Annotated in this window: 15 protein-coding genes; 8 read left to right on the top strand and 7 right to left on the bottom strand. The window is 38.7% G+C overall.

Annotated features, from left to right (window positions below):
• The first annotated feature begins 43 nt into the window (after positions 1 to 43).
• On the top strand, positions 44 to 892 hold the full coding sequence (gene dapD, locus V4P57_RS08750) for a 2,3,4,5-tetrahydropyridine-2,6-dicarboxylate N-succinyltransferase (RefSeq protein WP_455466138.1): 849 nt from the start codon (positions 44 to 46) through the stop codon (positions 890 to 892).
• Positions 893 to 971: 79 nt separating this feature from the next.
• Here dapD and lepA read toward each other — a convergent pair whose 3' ends face one another.
• From lepA to dnaK, 5 genes are all read right to left on the bottom strand, one after another.
• Positions 972 to 2,777: a translation elongation factor 4 gene (gene lepA, locus V4P57_RS08745; protein WP_455466137.1), complete on the bottom strand. Its 1,806-nt coding sequence runs from the start codon at positions 2,775 to 2,777 to the stop codon at positions 972 to 974.
• Between the two features lie 537 nt (positions 2,778 to 3,314).
• Positions 3,315 to 4,229 (bottom strand): DMT family transporter, encoded by a 915-nt coding sequence (locus tag V4P57_RS08740; protein ID WP_455466136.1) that lies wholly within the window; start codon positions 4,227 to 4,229, stop codon positions 3,315 to 3,317.
• A gap of 33 nt (positions 4,230 to 4,262) precedes the next feature.
• A complete protein-coding gene (argB, locus tag V4P57_RS08735) occupies positions 4,263 to 5,168 on the bottom strand; it encodes an acetylglutamate kinase (RefSeq protein ID WP_455466135.1) in 906 nt (301 codons plus the stop codon).
• Between the two features lie 984 nt (positions 5,169 to 6,152).
• A complete protein-coding gene (gene dnaJ, locus V4P57_RS08730) occupies positions 6,153 to 7,295 on the bottom strand; it encodes a molecular chaperone DnaJ (protein ID WP_455466134.1) in 1,143 nt (380 codons plus the stop codon).
• A 161-nt stretch (positions 7,296 to 7,456) separates the two neighbouring features.
• The gene (dnaK, locus tag V4P57_RS08725) at positions 7,457 to 9,349 is read right to left on the bottom strand and encodes a molecular chaperone DnaK (protein ID WP_455466133.1); all 1,893 of its coding nucleotides are present in this window, start codon (positions 9,347 to 9,349) and stop codon (positions 7,457 to 7,459) included.
• Between the two features lie 876 nt (positions 9,350 to 10,225).
• On the opposite strand from dnaK, the gene V4P57_RS08720 reads away from it, so the two are divergent.
• Positions 10,226 to 10,768, top strand: coding sequence for a copper chaperone PCu(A)C (locus V4P57_RS08720; RefSeq protein WP_455466132.1), 543 nt, complete (start codon positions 10,226 to 10,228; stop codon positions 10,766 to 10,768).
• 143 nt (positions 10,769 to 10,911) lie between these two features.
• Here the strand turns inward: V4P57_RS08720 and lysM are convergent, their stop codons facing one another.
• Complete coding sequence (gene lysM, locus V4P57_RS08715; RefSeq protein ID WP_455466131.1) at positions 10,912 to 11,367, bottom strand: peptidoglycan-binding protein LysM; 456 nt, start codon at positions 11,365 to 11,367, stop codon at positions 10,912 to 10,914.
• A 377-nt stretch (positions 11,368 to 11,744) separates the two neighbouring features.
• Between lysM and V4P57_RS08710 the strand changes: the two genes are divergently transcribed.
• From V4P57_RS08710 to thpR, 6 genes are all read left to right on the top strand, one after another.
• Complete coding sequence (locus V4P57_RS08710; protein WP_455466130.1) at positions 11,745 to 12,467, top strand: response regulator transcription factor; 723 nt, start codon at positions 11,745 to 11,747, stop codon at positions 12,465 to 12,467.
• A gap of 39 nt (positions 12,468 to 12,506) precedes the next feature.
• Positions 12,507 to 14,291: a stimulus-sensing domain-containing protein gene (locus V4P57_RS08705; protein ID WP_455466129.1), complete on the top strand. Its 1,785-nt coding sequence runs from the start codon at positions 12,507 to 12,509 to the stop codon at positions 14,289 to 14,291.
• 23 nt (positions 14,292 to 14,314) lie between these two features.
• The gene (locus tag V4P57_RS08700) at positions 14,315 to 14,779 is read left to right on the top strand and encodes an HPr kinase/phosphatase C-terminal domain-containing protein (protein WP_455466128.1); all 465 of its coding nucleotides are present in this window, start codon (positions 14,315 to 14,317) and stop codon (positions 14,777 to 14,779) included.
• A gap of 132 nt (positions 14,780 to 14,911) precedes the next feature.
• Positions 14,912 to 15,319 (top strand): PTS sugar transporter subunit IIA, encoded by a 408-nt coding sequence (locus V4P57_RS08695; RefSeq protein WP_455466127.1) that lies wholly within the window; start codon positions 14,912 to 14,914, stop codon positions 15,317 to 15,319.
• Between the two features lie 6 nt (positions 15,320 to 15,325).
• Positions 15,326 to 15,622, top strand: a complete 297-nt coding sequence (locus tag V4P57_RS08690; protein ID WP_455466126.1) for an HPr family phosphocarrier protein — start codon at positions 15,326 to 15,328, stop codon at positions 15,620 to 15,622.
• A gap of 631 nt (positions 15,623 to 16,253) precedes the next feature.
• Positions 16,254 to 16,793 carry an RNA 2',3'-cyclic phosphodiesterase gene (thpR, locus tag V4P57_RS08685; RefSeq protein WP_455466125.1) on the top strand — a complete coding sequence of 180 codons (540 nt, stop codon included), beginning with the start codon at positions 16,254 to 16,256 and terminating at the stop codon, positions 16,791 to 16,793.
• Positions 16,794 to 16,899: 106 nt separating this feature from the next.
• Here the strand turns inward: thpR and grpE are convergent, their stop codons facing one another.
• Positions 16,900 to 17,562 carry a nucleotide exchange factor GrpE gene (gene grpE / locus V4P57_RS08680; protein ID WP_455466124.1) on the bottom strand — a complete coding sequence of 221 codons (663 nt, stop codon included), beginning with the start codon at positions 17,560 to 17,562 and terminating at the stop codon, positions 16,900 to 16,902.
• Between the last annotated feature and the right edge of the window lie 42 nt (positions 17,563 to 17,604).

The following is a 17,604-nucleotide window of genomic DNA, read 5'->3' as shown; positions in this document are numbered from 1 at the left end:
AATAAATCTTGAAACTTTCAACTTGTTTAACGGAATCCCAACCATGAGCAATCTTACACAACTTGAAATGATTATTGAAAAAGCATTTGATGACCGCGACTCTATCAATACCACGACAAAAGGTGAAATCCGCGAAAGTATTGAGCACATATTAAGCCTTCTCGATAAAGGTGAAATCCGCGTTGCGGAGCGTCAAGAAAATGGCCAATGGCATGTTCATCAATGGTTAAAAAAAGCCGTTCTTCTTTCTTTTCGAATCAATCCTATGCAAATTATTTCTGGCGGAATAAATGGAACATATTGGTGGGATAAAGTTCCTTCAAAGTTTTCTAGTTGGCAAGAAGATGACTTTAAAAAAGCTGATTTCCGTTCTGTTCCTGGAGCAATTGTACGACATTCTGCCTACATTGCTCCCAACGTTATATTAATGCCATCTTTTGTAAATCTTGGCGCCTTTATCGATGAGGGAACAATGGTTGACACATGGACCACTGTGGGTTCTTGTGCACAGATTGGTAAACATGTCCATCTTTCTGGCGGTGTTGGTATCGGAGGTGTTTTGGAACCGCTGCAAGCAAACCCAACGATTATTGAAGATCATTGTTTCATCGGTGCACGATCTGAAGTCGTCGAAGGCTGCATTATTCGTGAAGGCGCTGTTCTAGGAATGGGAGTCTTTATTGGAAAATCCACAAAAATTATTGACCGTAGAACAGGAGAAATTTTTATAGGTGAAGTACCAGCTTACTCCGTTGTTGTTCCAGGCTCTATCCCTGGAAAACCACTACCAAACGGTGAACAAGGTCCAAACCTTTACTGCGCTGTCATAGTGAAACGTGTTGATCAAAAAACACGAGAGAAAACATCTATTAATGATCTTTTGCGCGATTAAAAAACACTCTTTAATAATTTTAAGCAATCAACAGAATACAAAAGCATAATCAATTAAGGGATGATCTTCCCTTTTTTCATTATTTATTCATTTTGAGCGCTTGAATAAACGCCGACTGTGGAATTTCTACTTTTCCGAATTGGCGCATACGTTTTTTACCTTCTTTTTGCTTTTCCAAAAGTTTACGCTTACGCGTGACATCGCCCCCATAACATTTCGCCGTCACATCTTTACGCAAAGCACGAATTGTTTCACGAGCAATGATTTTACCGCCAATTGCTGCTTGAACTGGAATTTGAAACATATGCTGAGGAATAAGATCTTTCAGTTTTTCACACATTGAACGCCCGCGCTTTTCTGCAATAGTACGGTGCACAAGCATCGACAATGCATCTATAGATTCCCCATTCACCAAAATAGACATTTTAACTAAGTCGCCCTCCGCATAATCGGTCATCTGATAATCGAAGGAGGCATAACCCTTTGAGATTGATTTCAAACGATCATAAAAATCAAAAACAACTTCATTCAGTGGCAAATCATATGTTACCATGGCACGTGTCCCGACATAGGATAAACTAACCTGTATCCCTCGCCGTTCTTGGCAAAGTTCTAAAACTGGCCCAAGATAGTTGTCAGGAGTCATTATTGTAGCCCGAATCCATGGTTCTTCGATGGAAGAAATTTTAACAATATCAGGCATATCCGCCGGATTATGGAGTTCTTTCACAGTACCATCATTCATATTCATGCGATAAACAACCGAAGGTGCTGTCGCGATTAAATCTAAATTGAACTCGCGTTCTAATCGCTCTTGAATAATTTCAAGATGCAGAAGCCCTAAAAAACCACACCGAAAGCCAAAACCCAAAGCCGCTGATGTTTCCATTTCAAAAGAAAAGCTAGCGTCATTTAAACGCAATTTTCCCATGGCTGCCCGTAAATCCTCAAAATCAGCAGCATCAACTGGAAAAAGTCCACAAAAAACAACCGGTTGAGCAGGTTTAAAACCGGGCAGTGCATCTTCACAAGGACGACGTTCTTCAGTAATGGTATCGCCAACCCGTGTATCAGCAACTTCTTTGATAGAAGCGGTTATAAAGCCAATCTCTCCAGGCCCTAATTCATCAACTTGAACCATTTTTGGTGTAAAGACCCCAACCCGTTCAACTGGATATTTTGCCCCAGGACCTATCATGCGAATGGTTTGACCTTTTTTCAATACACCATCAATTACTCGCACCAAAACGATAACGCCAAGATATGCATCATACCAGCTATCAACCAACATTGCTTTTAAAGGTTTGTTCACTTCACCAGTATGTGGAGGGGGTAACTGTGTAACAATTGCTTCTAAAACATCAGAAATACCTAAACCTGTTTTTGCTGATATTTCCACGGCTTCAGAGGTATCGATACCAATCACATCTTCAATTTGTTCTTTAACACGCTCAGGTTCTGCTGCTGGAAGATCCACTTTATTTAGGATAACAACCAATTCATGAGAATTATCAATAGCTTGGTAAACATTCGCCAATGTTTGCGCTTCTACGCCTTGGCTCGCATCCACCACCAACAGCGAACCTTCACAAGCTGCCAATGACCGAGAAACTTCATAAGCAAAATCCACATGGCCAGGTGTATCAATAAGATTTAGAATATAACTCTTACCATCCTTTGCTTTATAATGCAAACGGACCGTTTGTGCCTTAATAGTAATTCCACGTTCACGCTCAATATCCATGGAGTCGAGAACTTGCTCTTTCATCTCTCGTGTCTCAAGTCCTCCTGTCATTTGAATCAAACGATCAGCTAAAGTCGATTTTCCGTGATCAATGTGCGCCACGATGGAAAAATTACGGATATGATTACGATCTCTTGTCATATGAGGCGATTTAGCAAAGAATAGCACAAAACGCAAAGACCAATTATGTTTCTTTGGAAACCTTTCAAAAAATACAAATGAAAAAAGCCTTTCAAAACACAATTCTTTATAGTCTAAAAATGAAGCTTTTGCGTGTTAAATGATTAAAACTATCCAAAAGCTTTTAACTTTTTCATATCCGTTGGTCTTCATCACTCATATGCCCATATGATATGAGAAATGTATATATAGCCCAGGCTTGCGGTAAAATTCGAAAGAAATGCTGTTTCAATTTGCACACAATCACCAGCTTTTTTATAAATTTTACACAAAAAAGCATGGGAGCAGGTTAATCTGCTCCCAACTATCAAAACTTTAGAAATATACTCTCTGGTGCAATATCTTTTAAAAGATATCATATTTTTAAAAGATCTCTTCTCTTTTCTTGCATAAAAGTAAAAAAGAGAACCTCCTTAGTTTTTATGAAAAAATAACAAAAGTGAAAGTTCTTCAAATCAAAACATCATAAGATAAAACCTTAAAAGGAGAGATGTAAAATTAATCAATTTTTTCAATCACTTTATCTTTTTTACGCCAGTGTGAAGGTTGTAATTCAGCCACAATGATTCCAATCAAGATGAGTGCTCCTCCTAATAAAGCTAAAGGGGATAAGCGCTCACCAGCTAAACGCCCAACAATACCAGCCCATACAGGTTCTCCTGCATAAATGAGTGTTGCGCGAGTGGGTGAAACGGATTTTTGTGCCCAATTCATCGCCAATTGAATGATAGCACTCATCGATGCCAATCCTATACCAATACTCAGCCATATCCATGAAAATTCAGGGATACTTTCGTTCATTAAAGGCATGCAAAAAAAAGAAAAAAGACCACTAAAAAGTAACTGTATAATCGTTACACGTCGACTATCAACCTTATTGGCAAAAATTCCGATAAGTATAACTTCTCCAGCAATTGCTATAGCCCCTAACAAAGTCAAAATTTCACCTTTTGAAAAATCAACATTCCCTGGCTTTTGTCCGGAAATCAGGACAAGCCCAATAAAAGCAAAAATAATACCAACCCAACAAGCTAAACGAGGTGGCTTTTTAAAAACAATCCATTGCAATATTGGTACTATCGGAACATAAAGCGCCGTGATAAAAGCCGACTGACTACTAATAATTGTTTGAAGTCCCATGGCTTGCAAAGCATAACCCAAAAACATTCCTAAACCAATCGCCATACCGGCAAAAATTTCATAAACTGTTACGCCTTTCATAGAACGCCAAAAAATCGCACCACACATGAGCGATGCAATGACAAAACGAAACCCAACAAAGAAGAGAGGCCCGCTATAGCGTACCGCGATGTGAATCCCTAAAAGGGTAATACCCCACAATATTGTCGCAGCAAATAATGCCAATTCCTGCTTGCTAAATAACGGGTGTTTCAACTGTTTTATATCAACCATGAAAGGTTTCTTTCCTCCAATTTTCTGTACATCTTATGAAACAATAAGCGTTCCAACTCCTTGTTCGGTAAATAGTTCTAGCAATACAGAATGGGGGGTTTTACCATTTAAAATGACAACACCTTCTACTCCATTTTGAAGAGCCTTTATACAAGTTTCTACTTTTGGAATCATTCCCCCTGAAATTGTGCCATTTTTGATGAGATTTTCAGATTCAGAAATTGTCAATTCCTTTAAAAGTTTTCCCTGCTTATCCAAGACACCAGGAACATCTGTGAGAAACAAAAGGCGTTTAGCCTCTAATGCACCGGCAATGGCTCCGGCAAAAATATCAGCATTAATATTATAGGTTTTGCCATCACGACCTGGAGCCACAGGAGCAAGAACTGGGATCATTTCAGAACATGCCAAAAGATCCAACAATGTGCGATCAACTTCAACAGGTTCACCAACAAATCCTAAATCTAAAACACGTTCAATATGCGAATCAGGATCAATTACAGTTTTATAAGCCTTTTCAGCAAAAACCATATTGCCGTCTTTGCCGCACAATCCTATCGCCCATTCACCCTCAGCGTTGATGAGAGCAACAATTTCCTTGTTTATGGAACCTGCTAAAACCATTTCAACTACTTCAACGATCCGCTCATCAGTTACGCGCAAACCGTTTTCAAACCGTGATTCAATTCCCATTTTCATCAAAATTTCAGCAATTTGAGGTCCCCCGCCATGAACGACAACAGGATTAATTCCTGATTGCTTTAATAGAGCAATATCACGTGCAAACGCTCGCCCTAAAGCAGGATCACCCATAGCATGACCGCCATATTTTACAACGACCGTTTCATTTTCATATTTTTGCATATAGGGTAAAGCAGACGATAAAAATGCTGCTTGTTTTTCAAAAACATCTGCTGCATCGCTCTCAACATAATTCATCAAAAAGCCTCCTCATCACTTTTGACCATATCTTAGTGAAATTTAGAAAAAGTAAAAACGAATTTTACCCCATCCATCCCCCCCTGAAAATCCCCTTTTCTCTTTAAATTACGATGAAAGTAATAACGAGATGAGATAAAGGCAGCTTTCTTAAAAAGAATTATTATATAAAAATCAAACAAAATAGGCTAACAAAATGCCATTATTTCATGATCTCATGTATAAGATTTGGAAGCAAAATTCAGAATAATTTTTAAGTCACACCGTACACTTAACTCACTGATTTTACCCTGTGGATCTTTAACAATGAATATGGATATATACAATCATTTATTTTATAAGATAAAGTGTCGCATCGCCAATACGGGAAATGGCTTAGTCACGCATACACCCTCCCTAAATAGACTAAAATTTTAACTTAAAATTCATCTTTTTCTCAATAATTGAAAGCAAGAAATATCACTCATGACCCATTACTATACATGTTATAGAAAAATACAATAAATTAATTTATAATAATAATAATTTATCATTTTTGACTTAAATGAGAGCGCCTCATGCAGGAATACTCTCTCCATTTCCAACCCCTTTTTATGATGAATCAATAAAAACCGTTCGCTTACATATTATAAACGGTATTTGCATGTAGAGAAAAACGTTAAAAAAGGACTGAAAACATTTCTTATGAACCATCTCAATGTACAAATAGCTACAAAACTAGAAACCAGCAAATAAATGACAACACTATCCAGTAGAGTGCTATATCAAAAAATCTGTAGCACAATACAGCTTTATACCCTTATACCATACAAAATCTCTTGAAGAGGGCTATAAAATCACTCCTTTGTCTCTTCTGTTCGTTATAGCTCTAGTAGCTGAATCCATATAAAGATAACAACAAAAGAGCATCTTAAAAACATCCAACCCTTCCCTCTTCAAGAAAGAAAAAATGTTCATCTTTCCAAAAATTGCGACGCACATTCATTAATTTTGTCTCGAGATATTTTCAAAAAACTCTTTCATACGTGAAAAAAAACCATGCGATTGTGGTGAATTCTCATGATTTGAAAGCTTCTCAAATTCTTGCAACAATTCGCGTTGTTCTTGCGTTAGTTTCTGCGGCGTTTCAATAGTGATATGAATATAAAGATCACCCCTTGTTTGCTGATGACGTAACATGGGCATTCCTTTGCCTTTAAGGCGGAATTGACGTCCATTTTGCGTCCCTTCTGGAATCTTAACACGTGCCTTGGCACCATCAAGGTCGGAAACCTCAAACTCTCCTCCTAAAGCAGCTGTAACCATTGAAATAGGAATGCGACAGTGAAGATCTGCTCCTTCTCGCTGAAAAAATTCATGCGGTTTAATGGAAAGAAAAATATAAAGATCACCACTAGGACCACCACGAATGCCTGCATCTCCTTCACCAGAAAGACGAATACGCGTACCGTCTTCAATACCAGCCGGAATATTCACGCTCAATGAACGTTTTTTTTCCACCCGTCTTGTCCCCTGACATTTTGGGCATGGATCCTTAATAGTTTCACCACGTCCCTGACATGTAGGGCATGTTCGCTCAATAGAAAAGAAACCTTGTGCAGCACGCACACGGCCAGCTCCATGGCAAGTTCCACAAACTTGTGGCTTAGAGCCCTTTTTTGCGCCTGACCCTTCACAAGCATCACAAGTAACGGAACTAGGAATATTAATTTGCGCAGTTTTTCCTGAAAATGCCTCTTCCAAGGTCACTTCCATATTATAACTTAGATCTGCACCACGCTCGCGGCCATCACTACGCTTACGGTGCACTCCCCCCATAATTTCGCCAAAAAAATCTTCAAAAATGTCGGCAAATCCACCGCTAGCAAAACCACCAAAGGGATTTGCCCCTCCTTGGTTGTTATTTTCAAAGGCTGCATGGCCAAATCGATCGTAAGCAGCGCGCTTCTGGGGGTCTTTGAGAACTTCATAAGCTTCGCCAATTTCTTTAAATTTCCGCTCTGCCTCTTTATCCCCTGCGTTGCGATCAGGATGATATCGCATCGCCAATTTACGAAAAGCAGACTTCAGCTTTTTATCATCACATTCGCGAGTCACGCCAAGAATTTCATAATAATCAACCTTCATCATGTATTCCTGATAATTTTTTTGTCATCCATCTTAATGGATAATATTTGCTTTCAATTTATATTTTTAGTCACAAAGTTGCAACTTATCTCAAATAACAAAGCCCAGCCTTATATTTCAAAGGCCGGGTTTATTAACATCGATCAATCCATTTGCTTACACTATTTCTTTTTATCATTAATTTCTTCAAAATCAGCATCGACAACATCATCATTTTTTGTATCTGTTTCAGTGTCTGCTGTTGCTGCTTGTGAGGCTTCATACATGGCTTGCCCAAGCTTCATACTGACCTCTGCTAATTTCTGCATTTTTGCTGTTACTTCCCCAGTATCAGTGCCATCAAGTGCAGATTTCAAATCAGATATTGCAGACTCAATCTGTCCCTTCTCTTCAGCCGATACTTTATCACCATACTCCGTAAGCGACTTTTCAGTTGAATGGATAAGAGCTTCTGCTTGATTTCTAGCCTCCACACCTTCACGGCGCTTTTTGTCTTCAGCCGCATGCTCTTCTGCATCCTTTACCATTTTTTCGATGTCAGAATCACTTAAACCACCCGATGCTTGAATACGAATTTGATGTTCTTTACCAGTTCCTTTATCTTTGGCAGAAACATTTACAATACCATTCGCATCAATATCAAAAGTAACCTCAATCTGAGGCATACCGCGCGGTGCCGGTGGAATACCAACAAGATCAAATTGAGCTAGTAACTTGTTATCGTTAGCCATTTCGCGTTCACCTTGGAAAACACGAATAGTCACAGCATTTTGATTATCATCAGCTGTTGAAAAAACTTGTGACTTTTTAGTTGGGATGGTGGTATTGCGTTCAATGAGACGTGTAAAGACCCCTCCCAACGTTTCAATACCCAAAGATAAAGGTGTTACATCTAGAAGCAACACGTCTTTTACATCGCCTTGCAATACACCCCCTTGAATAGCAGCACCCATCGCCACAACTTCATCAGGATTAACACCTCTGTGTGGATCCTTTCCGAAGAAGCTTTGCACAACTTCTTGAATCTTGGGCATACGCGTCATACCGCCCACTAAAACAACTTCGTCAATATCACCAGCTTTCAGTCCTGCATCTTTCAACGCAGCTTTACAAGGATCGATCGTGCGTTGAACCAAATCATCAACGAGAGATTCAAATTTCGCCCGAGTCAATTTCATTGTTAAGTGCTTGGGACCAGATTGATCTGCCGTGATAAATGGCAAATTGATTTCCGTCTGTTGTGAAGAAGAAAGTTCAATCTTTGCTTTTTCTGCTGCTTCTTTCAGACGCTGCAACGCTAGTTTATCATTTTTCAGATCAATCCCTTGTTCTTTTTTGAATTCATCGGCAAAATAACCGACCAAGCGCATATCAAAATCTTCACCGCCTAAAAAAGTATCTCCATTGGTTGACTTAACTTCAAAAACACCATCTCCGATTTCAAGCACAGAAATATCGAAGGTACCGCCACCAAGGTCGTAGACAGCAATCGTTTTTCCATCTTTTTTATCCAAACCATACGCTAAAGCAGCAGCTGTTGGCTCATTGATAATCCGCAAAACCTCTAGACCAGCAATTTTACCCGCATCTTTAGTAGCTTGACGTTGCGCATCATTGAAATAAGCAGGAACAGTAATAACCGCTTGTTCAACTTTTTCACCAAGATAAGACTCGGCAGTTTCTTTCATCTTTTGCAAAATCATAGCTGAAATTTGTGACGGAGAATACTTCTTATCAGCTTCTTCAACCCACGCATCACCATTGTCACCTTTAACAATTTTGTAAGGTACAAGCGCTTTATCTTTTTCAACCATAGGGTCATCAAATCGGCGCCCAATTAAACGTTTAACTGCGAAAACTGTTCCTTCAGGGTTCGTAACTGCTTGCCGTTTAGCAGGTTGCCCAACAAGCCGCTCGCCCCCATCAGTAAAGGCAACAACAGAAGGCGTCGTTCTCGCTCCTTCTGAATTCTCGATAACCTTTGCATTTTTGCCATCCATAACAGCAACACAAGAGTTAGTCGTCCCCAAATCAATACCAATTACTTTTGCCATATTATAATCTCCATTCAGCAAGCTATCTCAACCTTCATCAAGCATCTTTCTAAGACAGCTCCTTATAACACTTAAAGCCTGCACTTCACTTCAAGTTACACAAACAATAAACTGCGAGTCATCGTAACAAGCTTTTCTACTTCGTATATAAGAACAGGCTCTTATCGCTACAAGAGAATAATGAGAGAAACATTCTTAAAATAAAATTTTTCTTTAAAAATAGGCATTATACTTACACACAAACGCTTTCTTTGATTAATGACGCAGACATCGTGACATATTTTTTCTGCAACTCTCATAAACATATCAACATATAAAGATTGGAAAAGAGAGGTTATAATAGAGCATTTTCCTCTATCTCTCACAATCACACAAGATACTCACGTGAAAGCTTGTAAAAAATATCACTCAAACGCGATAGATTTATGCCACGAATACCGCACAGCTTCCCTTAGCCAAACCCCCATTGCCCGCTATATCCTCACGTGATAAACAGACTCGATGTTCCTTACATCGACTACTCAATAACGTTAAACTCCACCTTGCTAAAGACTAATATTTGTGATCTGTCAATCTACTCTTAGAAGTTCTACTTCTAACCGTCTAATCGCTTGCTGTTGTTTGAACGCCGCCTTTGCATATACCCAACATAACTTTCTTCTTCCCTGCATACTTCTTAAATTTGCAAATACATAAAAAACGAACCTTTTGCCCTTAAATGCATTGTCATTTCAGACCTTAATCTCTTTCTCCCAAAACCTATAAGCTCACGCACCCTTATCCTCATAATATAACTTTAGCAATTCTTTCTTTTATTTTGAACAAAAACTCTGCTAAAAACAGAGGAAAGTGAATCTTGCGAAGGAGGGTAAATCAATGACGACATTTATTGCCAAGAGAATAAAGAATTACATCTCTAAATATCTTTATTATACACAATATCCACTCAAAAAAATTATTGTAAATGGTTTATGTGCTCTTATCTTTGTTTTCATAATTCTGCCATCTGCACTCGCTCAACAATACCGACTTGGCGACATAGAAATCATTAATCCTTGGACGCGCGCAACACAAAAAGGTATAAAAGTTGGAAGCGGTTATCTCTATATCATTAATCATGGTAACATCCCAGATCGTTTGGTTTCTGTTTCAACAAATGGAGTACAGACAACAGAAATCCACTCCATGACCGTTGTTAACGATATTATGAAAATGGAAAAAGCACATAATGGCATTGAAATTCCGGGCAATGGCGAAATCACACTTAAGCCCGGAGGCGATCATATCATGTTCATGGGACTTGCACAACCGTTCAAACTAGGTGACAAAATCGGCGCAATATTGACATTTGAAAAAGCGGGGAAAATTGACGTCGAATTCTCTGTAAATGCTACGAGAGCAGCATCGCCTCCAAAATAAGCTCCTGCTCACCAATTCTTTTATCACAATTAACCTAACATTCCAACATAAGAAGCGTGAAAAAAATTTTCACGCTTCTTATTATTTTTGTCTAGCGTCGCAAAACATACCGTAAAAAAGCAAAGGACTTACCCTTTGTCTAATTAGGCGCAATCGATTTCAGGAATACGCAAGACTTGTCCAGGATAAATTTTATCTGGTGATTTCAGCATCGGCTTATTGGCTTCAAAAATGAATGTGTTTTTATCACCTTGCCCTTTTCCGTAAACTTCTTCAGCAATTTTCCAAAGATTATCACCAGATTTTACTTCATAAAAACGAGAGGCTTTCATAGGCGCATTATCTGCAATCTTTAATTGGTCAACATCAACAGAAGAAATACCATGCGAGTTGCCAACAATCAAAAGTGCTTTTTCAAGTGTTTCCCTATCTGGAACCTCACCACTTAGAACGGCTTTACCTTTTTCAACATGAATATTTACTTTTTCTGTGCCAAGTTGAAAATTATTAAATGCAGCTTTAAAATCTTCTTCTTCTGGCTCATGATCCCCAATACCTAGCTTTTCACCAACCGTTTTCATGAAATTAAAAAGTCCCATTATAGCCTCCTTTGCCTGTAGCGGAAATAAATTTTTTATGCATATGACACCACACTCTTTTCTTTGCTCTTAAAAAGAGATAGGCATTTTTTCTAAACTTCAACAATCAAAAGCAAACCTGTTCAATTATGGGACAAATACAACTATAAATTTTGATAAAAAATACCTTTATAAAAATTTTCTCTCAAGCGGAGGGATCTTAACACACGCAAAAACATTATAAAATTGCAAAGATAAAACAAGCTTTTATCGCAAAAATAGAAGGGTTTTTACTTTGCTACAATTTGTATCATATTTGTTTTGCAAAAAAAATGTGAACTCCCATATAAATAGCGTGAGTAGTTTACTACCACGACAATAGAAAGGTCTAAGAAGCCATGAAAGATACACCAGCAATCACGCAAACGATTGTACTTGTTGATGATGACCGTAACATCTTGACATCTTTATCTTTTGCGCTTGAGACAGAAGGATATCGCGTTGAAAGTTATACAGATGGAGCATCTGCACTCAAAGGTTTAACACTGCATCCCCCACATTTAGCTATTTTTGATATTAAAATGCCCCGAATGGATGGGATGGAACTTTTGCGCCGATTGCGTCAAAAATCTGATATTCCAGTTATTTTTCTTACCTCTAAAGATGATGAAATTGATGAACTATTTGGACTCAAAATGGGAGCTGACGATTTTATTACCAAACCTTTCTCTCAACGTCTTCTCATTGAACGCGTAAAAGCTATTTTGCGCCGTTCCAGTGCTCGTAACCAGCCGCTTGCAACAGGAGCATCTTCCACCTCGTCTCTCAAACGTGGAGATCTTGTGATGGATCAAGAACGTCATACCTGTACATGGAAAGATAAACCTGTTATCTTAACTGTTACAGAATTTTTGATTCTACAAACTTTAGCGCAAAGACCAGGAGTTGTAAAAAGTCGTGATGCTTTAATGGATGCTGCCTATAGTGATCAAGTTTATGTAGATGATCGTACCATCGATAGTCACATCAAGCGTTTGCGTAAAAAGTTTAAACAAGTGGATGATGATTTTGCAATGATTGAAACACTTTACGGTGTGGGCTATCGTTTCCATGAGGTGTGAAGCTATTTTGTCGCAAAAATTTGAACGGCGATCAAATCGATGACAAAAAATAATCAACCGGAAACTCTGCAAAAAACAGCATCAAATGATATCCCTTCAACACCATTTCTTATGTTTTCCCATTTCCATTTTCAAACACAACGTCTCCTCAGACAATTGTTTTTTTCCAGTCTTACACGCCGCATCGTCATTTTAAATCTTGCTGCCCTTGCTATTCTTGTTACAGGCATTTTATACCTTAATCAATTTCGTGATGGTTTAATTGAAGCAAAAATCAAAAGCTTATGCACCCAAGGAAAGATTATCGCTGGAGCCATTGCGGCTTCTGCAACGATAGATACAAATTCTATTCTCATTGACCCCAAAAAACTTTTGGAATTACAAGCTGGAGAAAGCGTTACACCCGCACCTCAATCAACAGACTCTTGGGATTTTCCCATTAATCCTGAACAAATTGCTCCTCTTTTACGGCGCCTCATCACACCTCAAACAACAAGAGCACGTATCTATGATCGTGATGCTACCTTACTCCTTGATTCGCGCGTTCTTTATTCTAGCGGCGAAGTTTTTAGCTATGATTTACCCCCAATTAAAACGGAACAAAACCTGTGGAAACGCTTCACTTCATGGTTTTCAAGCGCATTTTATAGCGATGGTATTGCCATTGATAGAGAGCAAGCGAAAATCCGAGGTATTGCTTATCCAGAAGTTTACCGAGCACTCAATGGATCTATTGCTACTGCCAAACGACGTAACAGACAAGGTCAATTAATCGTTTCTGTTGCCGTGCCTGTTCAGCGCTATCGTGCAGTGGTGGGAGCGCTTCTTCTTTCAACTACCGGTTCAGATATTGATAACATTGTAAAGGGTGAAAGACTGGTTATCTTTAAAGTCTTTGCCGTTGTCGGAAGTGTGCTGTTGATACTTTCCCTATTTTTAGCCCATACGATCGCGCATCCATTGAGCAAATTGTCTGCCTCTGCCAACCGTGTGCGCAATGGCAACAATAAGCGTGTAGAAATTCCTGATTTTTCAATGCGTGAAGATGAAATCGGTCATCTTTCAACCTCTATTCGTGATATGACAAATGCTCTTTACACACGCATTGAAGCCATTGAACGCTTTGCTGCTGATGTAAGCCACGAATTAAAGAATCCACTTACTTCCTTGCGTAGTGCTGTTGAAACACTCCCACTGGCTAAAAATGAAGAAGCTCAGGAACAATTGCTTGAAATTATTCAACATGATGTACGTCGTCTTGACCGTTTGATTACTGATATTTCTGATGCCTCACGGCTCGATGCAGAACTCGCTCGTGAAACCGCGCAAATCGTGGATATAACATTGCTTCTGGAAAGCCTTGTTCATGCTGTTCATGAAGTATACCGTAATACGCAAACCATTGATATCAGCCTTAATATTGTCCCGCGTCCTCATGGAAAAGCCTATCTTGTTTTGGGACATGAACTCCGTTTGGGACAGGTTATTTCAAATCTCATTGAAAATGCGCGTTCTTTCATTCCCCATGATAACGGTAAAATTTGTATAACTATGAAGAGTGATGCTTCAACTCTCACCTTAATCATTGAAGATAATGGCCCTGGTATTCGTTCAGAGAATATTGAACGCATTTTTGAACGCTTCTATACGGATAGACCAAATGAAGATACATTTGGGCAAAACTCAGGACTTGGCCTTTCTATTAGTCGGCAAATTATCGAAGCTCATAATGGGACAATTACAGCTGAAAATATTGTTGACCCCAAACTCGAAAATAGTAAAACTGGTGCACGCTTTATCATTGTGCTTCCCTTCGCTAAATAAACCCTTTACCCAAAGCAAAAAGCATGACAACAAAAAATGAAATACTCCATGCAAATTGCCTCCAACTTGGAGGAAAGGGTCTATTGATTATAGGCCCATCTGGCTCAGGAAAATCAACACTCACCCTTTCTTTGCTGGACCGTGCTAGGTGGTCAAAACGTGAAGCAAAACTTATCAGTGATGATTATACAATGCTTTGTGTGGAAAATGGAAAACTCCGTGGATATACTCCAGAAGGTTTGCAGGGCGGTATCGAGATTCGTGGTGTTGGTCTCTATACGATAGAGTTTGAAAAACAAACAACTATTGATTGCGTTATTCTTCTTGGTCCTGAATATGAGCGCTTCTCAACGAATCAAACTTTTAAATTTGCGGATCTGCATATTCCTCTTTTAAAACTTCCCAGCCTTCATGAAGCAGATTGCACTGCCATTTGTCAGGCTATTGAAGCATTCTTTTTTAGAAAAATATGGTCGAAATCTGTCTAATTTTTTATAAAGGGGAAAAAATCATTATTTTTGCCTTTTTTTGAAAATTTTTCTTGGCAGTACAGCAAAGCTTTGTAAAATATCCTTCCTACCATATGGTTGGATCTTTTAGTTAACAGGAGTTTTTGTAAAATGATTGGACTCGTGCTTGTAACGCACGGTGAGTTGGCTATTGAATTTCTGCATGCTGTGGAACATGTTGTTGGAACACAAGAAAAATTTGCAACAATATGCGTCTATCCCGATGATGACATGGATCAGCGCCAAGATGATGTTATAGCCGCAGTTTCCTCTACAGATACAAACCATGGTGTGATCATATTAACAGACGTGTTCGGTGGAACACCATCAAATATAGCTATTTCTGCTGTTAAAAAAGGACGTGTTGAAATGATTGCGGGTGTTAATTTACCCATGCTCATTAAACTGATTTCTATTCGCCAATGCCCTGATATTTCATTATCTGAAGCTTTAAGAATAGCGCAAGAAGCAGGGCGTAAATATATTAATGTGCCAAGTATGATTTTAGCGGATAATTAAATACTAATGCTCTCTAAAGACACTCTCCCACGTATATTAAGTCGCCATTTCAATATCTGTAATAAGCGTGGATTGCATGCGCGTGCTTCTGCAAAATTTGTACAAACTGTTGACAGTTTTAACGCCATTGTTGAAGTTGAAAAAGATGGAAAAATCGTTGGTGGTTCATCAATTATGGGACTTATGATGTTAGCTGCTTCATCCGGTTGCAACCTCACCATTCGCGTTTCAGGACCAGAAGCAACTGACGCTCTTGATGCTCTTGAAAAACTTATAAACAATAAATTTGGAGAGGAAAACTAGAATTTATTACCAGAAAAAGAATGATGATTATTTCTGAGATAAGAAAATTTTTTCCCATTATTATATTGATTGGCTTTTTTGCTTTTCTTTTCAAAATATCAACGTTCATATCCATTATGAATTGGCATTATGGTGATCGTAGGCGTAGATTGTAGCAATTTTGTTGTGTACAACATTATATTCCTATTCTTTTCCAACAATATTTGAATGTTTGTTGTATATTATGGTTATTATCATACTTAACATGTATAATGAAGTATTTACAGTAAAGAGAAACATTCATCCTTTATTGGATGTGCTAACCCTTAAGCTACCTTGGAAAAGGTAAAATGTACTCACAATTAGAAATCTATCTTTATCTTAAGCCGTTTTTGCGGTATCTATAGATGAAAGCACAAAACAACCTTCTACTCCACATCTTTATGATGAGATGCATGCAAATACAGCTTTTATTGTCATCATAACCATTCTTTTAAGATTAAAAAGCTTTATGAATTCAATTCACCATTATAGCAGACATTCTTTAAATATTCTCTTTCTGCATCATTGCATTATCCAAAATGATACATATCTTACTTTCACAATCTGCCATCGCGCTTGCGGTGGCGTCTTTTTATTGTAAGGAGATACCATGCAACGTCTATTTAGCGCTCTTCAGATTCCTCCACAAACAACGGAAGCACTCATATCACTGCAAAATGGCTTACCGAACGCGCAGTGGATTAACCCGCAAAATTTTCACATCACTTTATCTTTTTTTGGTGAAGTTGAGAGCTCCACAATGGATGCACTTATTTGTGCCTTTGATACAATAAAGCTTCCTCCTTTTGTACTACAACCAAGGGGTTTTGAAGTTTTTGGTTCAGAAAAAGCTCCACATTCTCTGGTTGTTCGTATTGAGCCTTGTGAAACTCTCAACCTTTTACACGAACAAATGCAATCCATTCGAAGTAGCCTGAACTTAACGCCTGATGAAAAGCAATTTACCCCCCATATTACTGTTGCACGATTGCTTGATATTAAACCCGAAGATCTTCCTTCTTATCTGTCTTCTCAAGGTGATTTTTCATTTCCTGCCTTTGAGGTTGATCATTTTGTTTTATTGTTATCGCCATCCCCCTCAAGCGATGCCCCATATATTGTGAGAAGAAGCTGGATACTTCAAGAATAAAAGGGTGTCAAAACACCCTTTAGAGCTCTCTGGTAAAATGCTTTACGAATATGAGATCATGTATAATACTATACTTCTGTGTCGATGATGTTGTTATTGATATGTCTTAGACCGAATCAGATTCAACAGAGGGTTCTTTTATCCCCCCTTTGGCTACACCCACTATCGCAGGACGCAAAACGCGCTCACCGATAATGTAACCTGCCTGAATAACTTGCTGAACAGTATTATCTGGAACATCAGAGTTAGGGATTTCAAACATTGCTTGATGAAAGTGAGGATCAAATTTTTGCCCTTCCGGATGAATTTTCTGTACCCCGTGGCGCTCTAACGCTGCTATCATTGCACGCTCAGTCATTTCCACGCCCTCAGCTAATGTTTTCAACCCAGCATCATTCTCCTTTGCCCCTTCTGGAATAGCCTCCAAAGCCCGATTAAGGTTATCAGAAACGGATAACATATCACGTGCAAAACTAGCAATTGAATAAGCCTTCGCATCTGCTACATCACGTGCAGTACGACGTCGAAGGTTTTCCATATCTGCAGCAAGACGTAAAAGCTGATCTTTCAACTCTTTATTTTCGTCCTGCAAAGCAACTAAGGGATCGACAAGTTCATTCTTTTCTTCTTCAACCTCTGCGCAAGCCTCTGCTTCATGTGTTTTTAAAAACTCATCAGCTGCTTGTTTAAGTGCATCGCGGTCAGCTGGATTTTTCAAATCGTAATTTTCAAATGAAGCGTCAGTAAATTTGTTTTTTTCATCAGACATAAAAGTTCCATTCCTTCATAAGATTTGTTATTATCGATATTG

The sequence above is a fragment of the Bartonella sp. B39 genome (genome assembly GCF_053795145.1).
The sequence above is the reverse complement of the archived record's forward strand: the minus strand, read 5'-3'. Positions and strand labels throughout refer to the sequence as shown.

Excerpts from the sequence above, each read along its gene's own strand:
- grpE (WP_455466124.1), bottom strand. The coding sequence starts at position 17,562 with ATGTCTGATGAAAAAAACAAATTTACTGACGCTTCATTTGAAAATTAC.
- dapD (WP_455466138.1), top strand. The coding sequence starts at position 44 with ATGAGCAATCTTACACAACTTGAAATGATTATTGAAAAAGCATTTGAT.
- V4P57_RS08705 (WP_455466129.1), top strand. The coding sequence starts at position 12,507 with ATGACAAAAAATAATCAACCGGAAACTCTGCAAAAAACAGCATCAAAT.
- lysM (WP_455466131.1), bottom strand. The coding sequence starts at position 11,367 with ATGGGACTTTTTAATTTCATGAAAACGGTTGGTGAAAAGCTAGGTATT.
- V4P57_RS08695 (WP_455466127.1), top strand. The coding sequence starts at position 14,912 with ATGATTGGACTCGTGCTTGTAACGCACGGTGAGTTGGCTATTGAATTT.
- V4P57_RS08740 (WP_455466136.1), bottom strand. The coding sequence starts at position 4,229 with ATGGTTGATATAAAACAGTTGAAACACCCGTTATTTAGCAAGCAGGAA.
- argB (WP_455466135.1), bottom strand. The coding sequence starts at position 5,168 with ATGAATTATGTTGAGAGCGATGCAGCAGATGTTTTTGAAAAACAAGCA.
- dnaJ (WP_455466134.1), bottom strand. The coding sequence starts at position 7,295 with ATGAAGGTTGATTATTATGAAATTCTTGGCGTGACTCGCGAATGTGAT.
- V4P57_RS08710 (WP_455466130.1), top strand. The coding sequence starts at position 11,745 with ATGAAAGATACACCAGCAATCACGCAAACGATTGTACTTGTTGATGAT.
- V4P57_RS08720 (WP_455466132.1), top strand. The coding sequence starts at position 10,226 with ATGACGACATTTATTGCCAAGAGAATAAAGAATTACATCTCTAAATAT.
- thpR (WP_455466125.1), top strand. The coding sequence starts at position 16,254 with ATGCAACGTCTATTTAGCGCTCTTCAGATTCCTCCACAAACAACGGAA.
- V4P57_RS08700 (WP_455466128.1), top strand. The coding sequence starts at position 14,315 with ATGACAACAAAAAATGAAATACTCCATGCAAATTGCCTCCAACTTGGA.
- lepA (WP_455466137.1), bottom strand. The coding sequence starts at position 2,777 with ATGACAAGAGATCGTAATCATATCCGTAATTTTTCCATCGTGGCGCAC.
- dnaK (WP_455466133.1), bottom strand. The coding sequence starts at position 9,349 with ATGGCAAAAGTAATTGGTATTGATTTGGGGACGACTAACTCTTGTGTT.
- V4P57_RS08690 (WP_455466126.1), top strand. The coding sequence starts at position 15,326 with ATGCTCTCTAAAGACACTCTCCCACGTATATTAAGTCGCCATTTCAAT.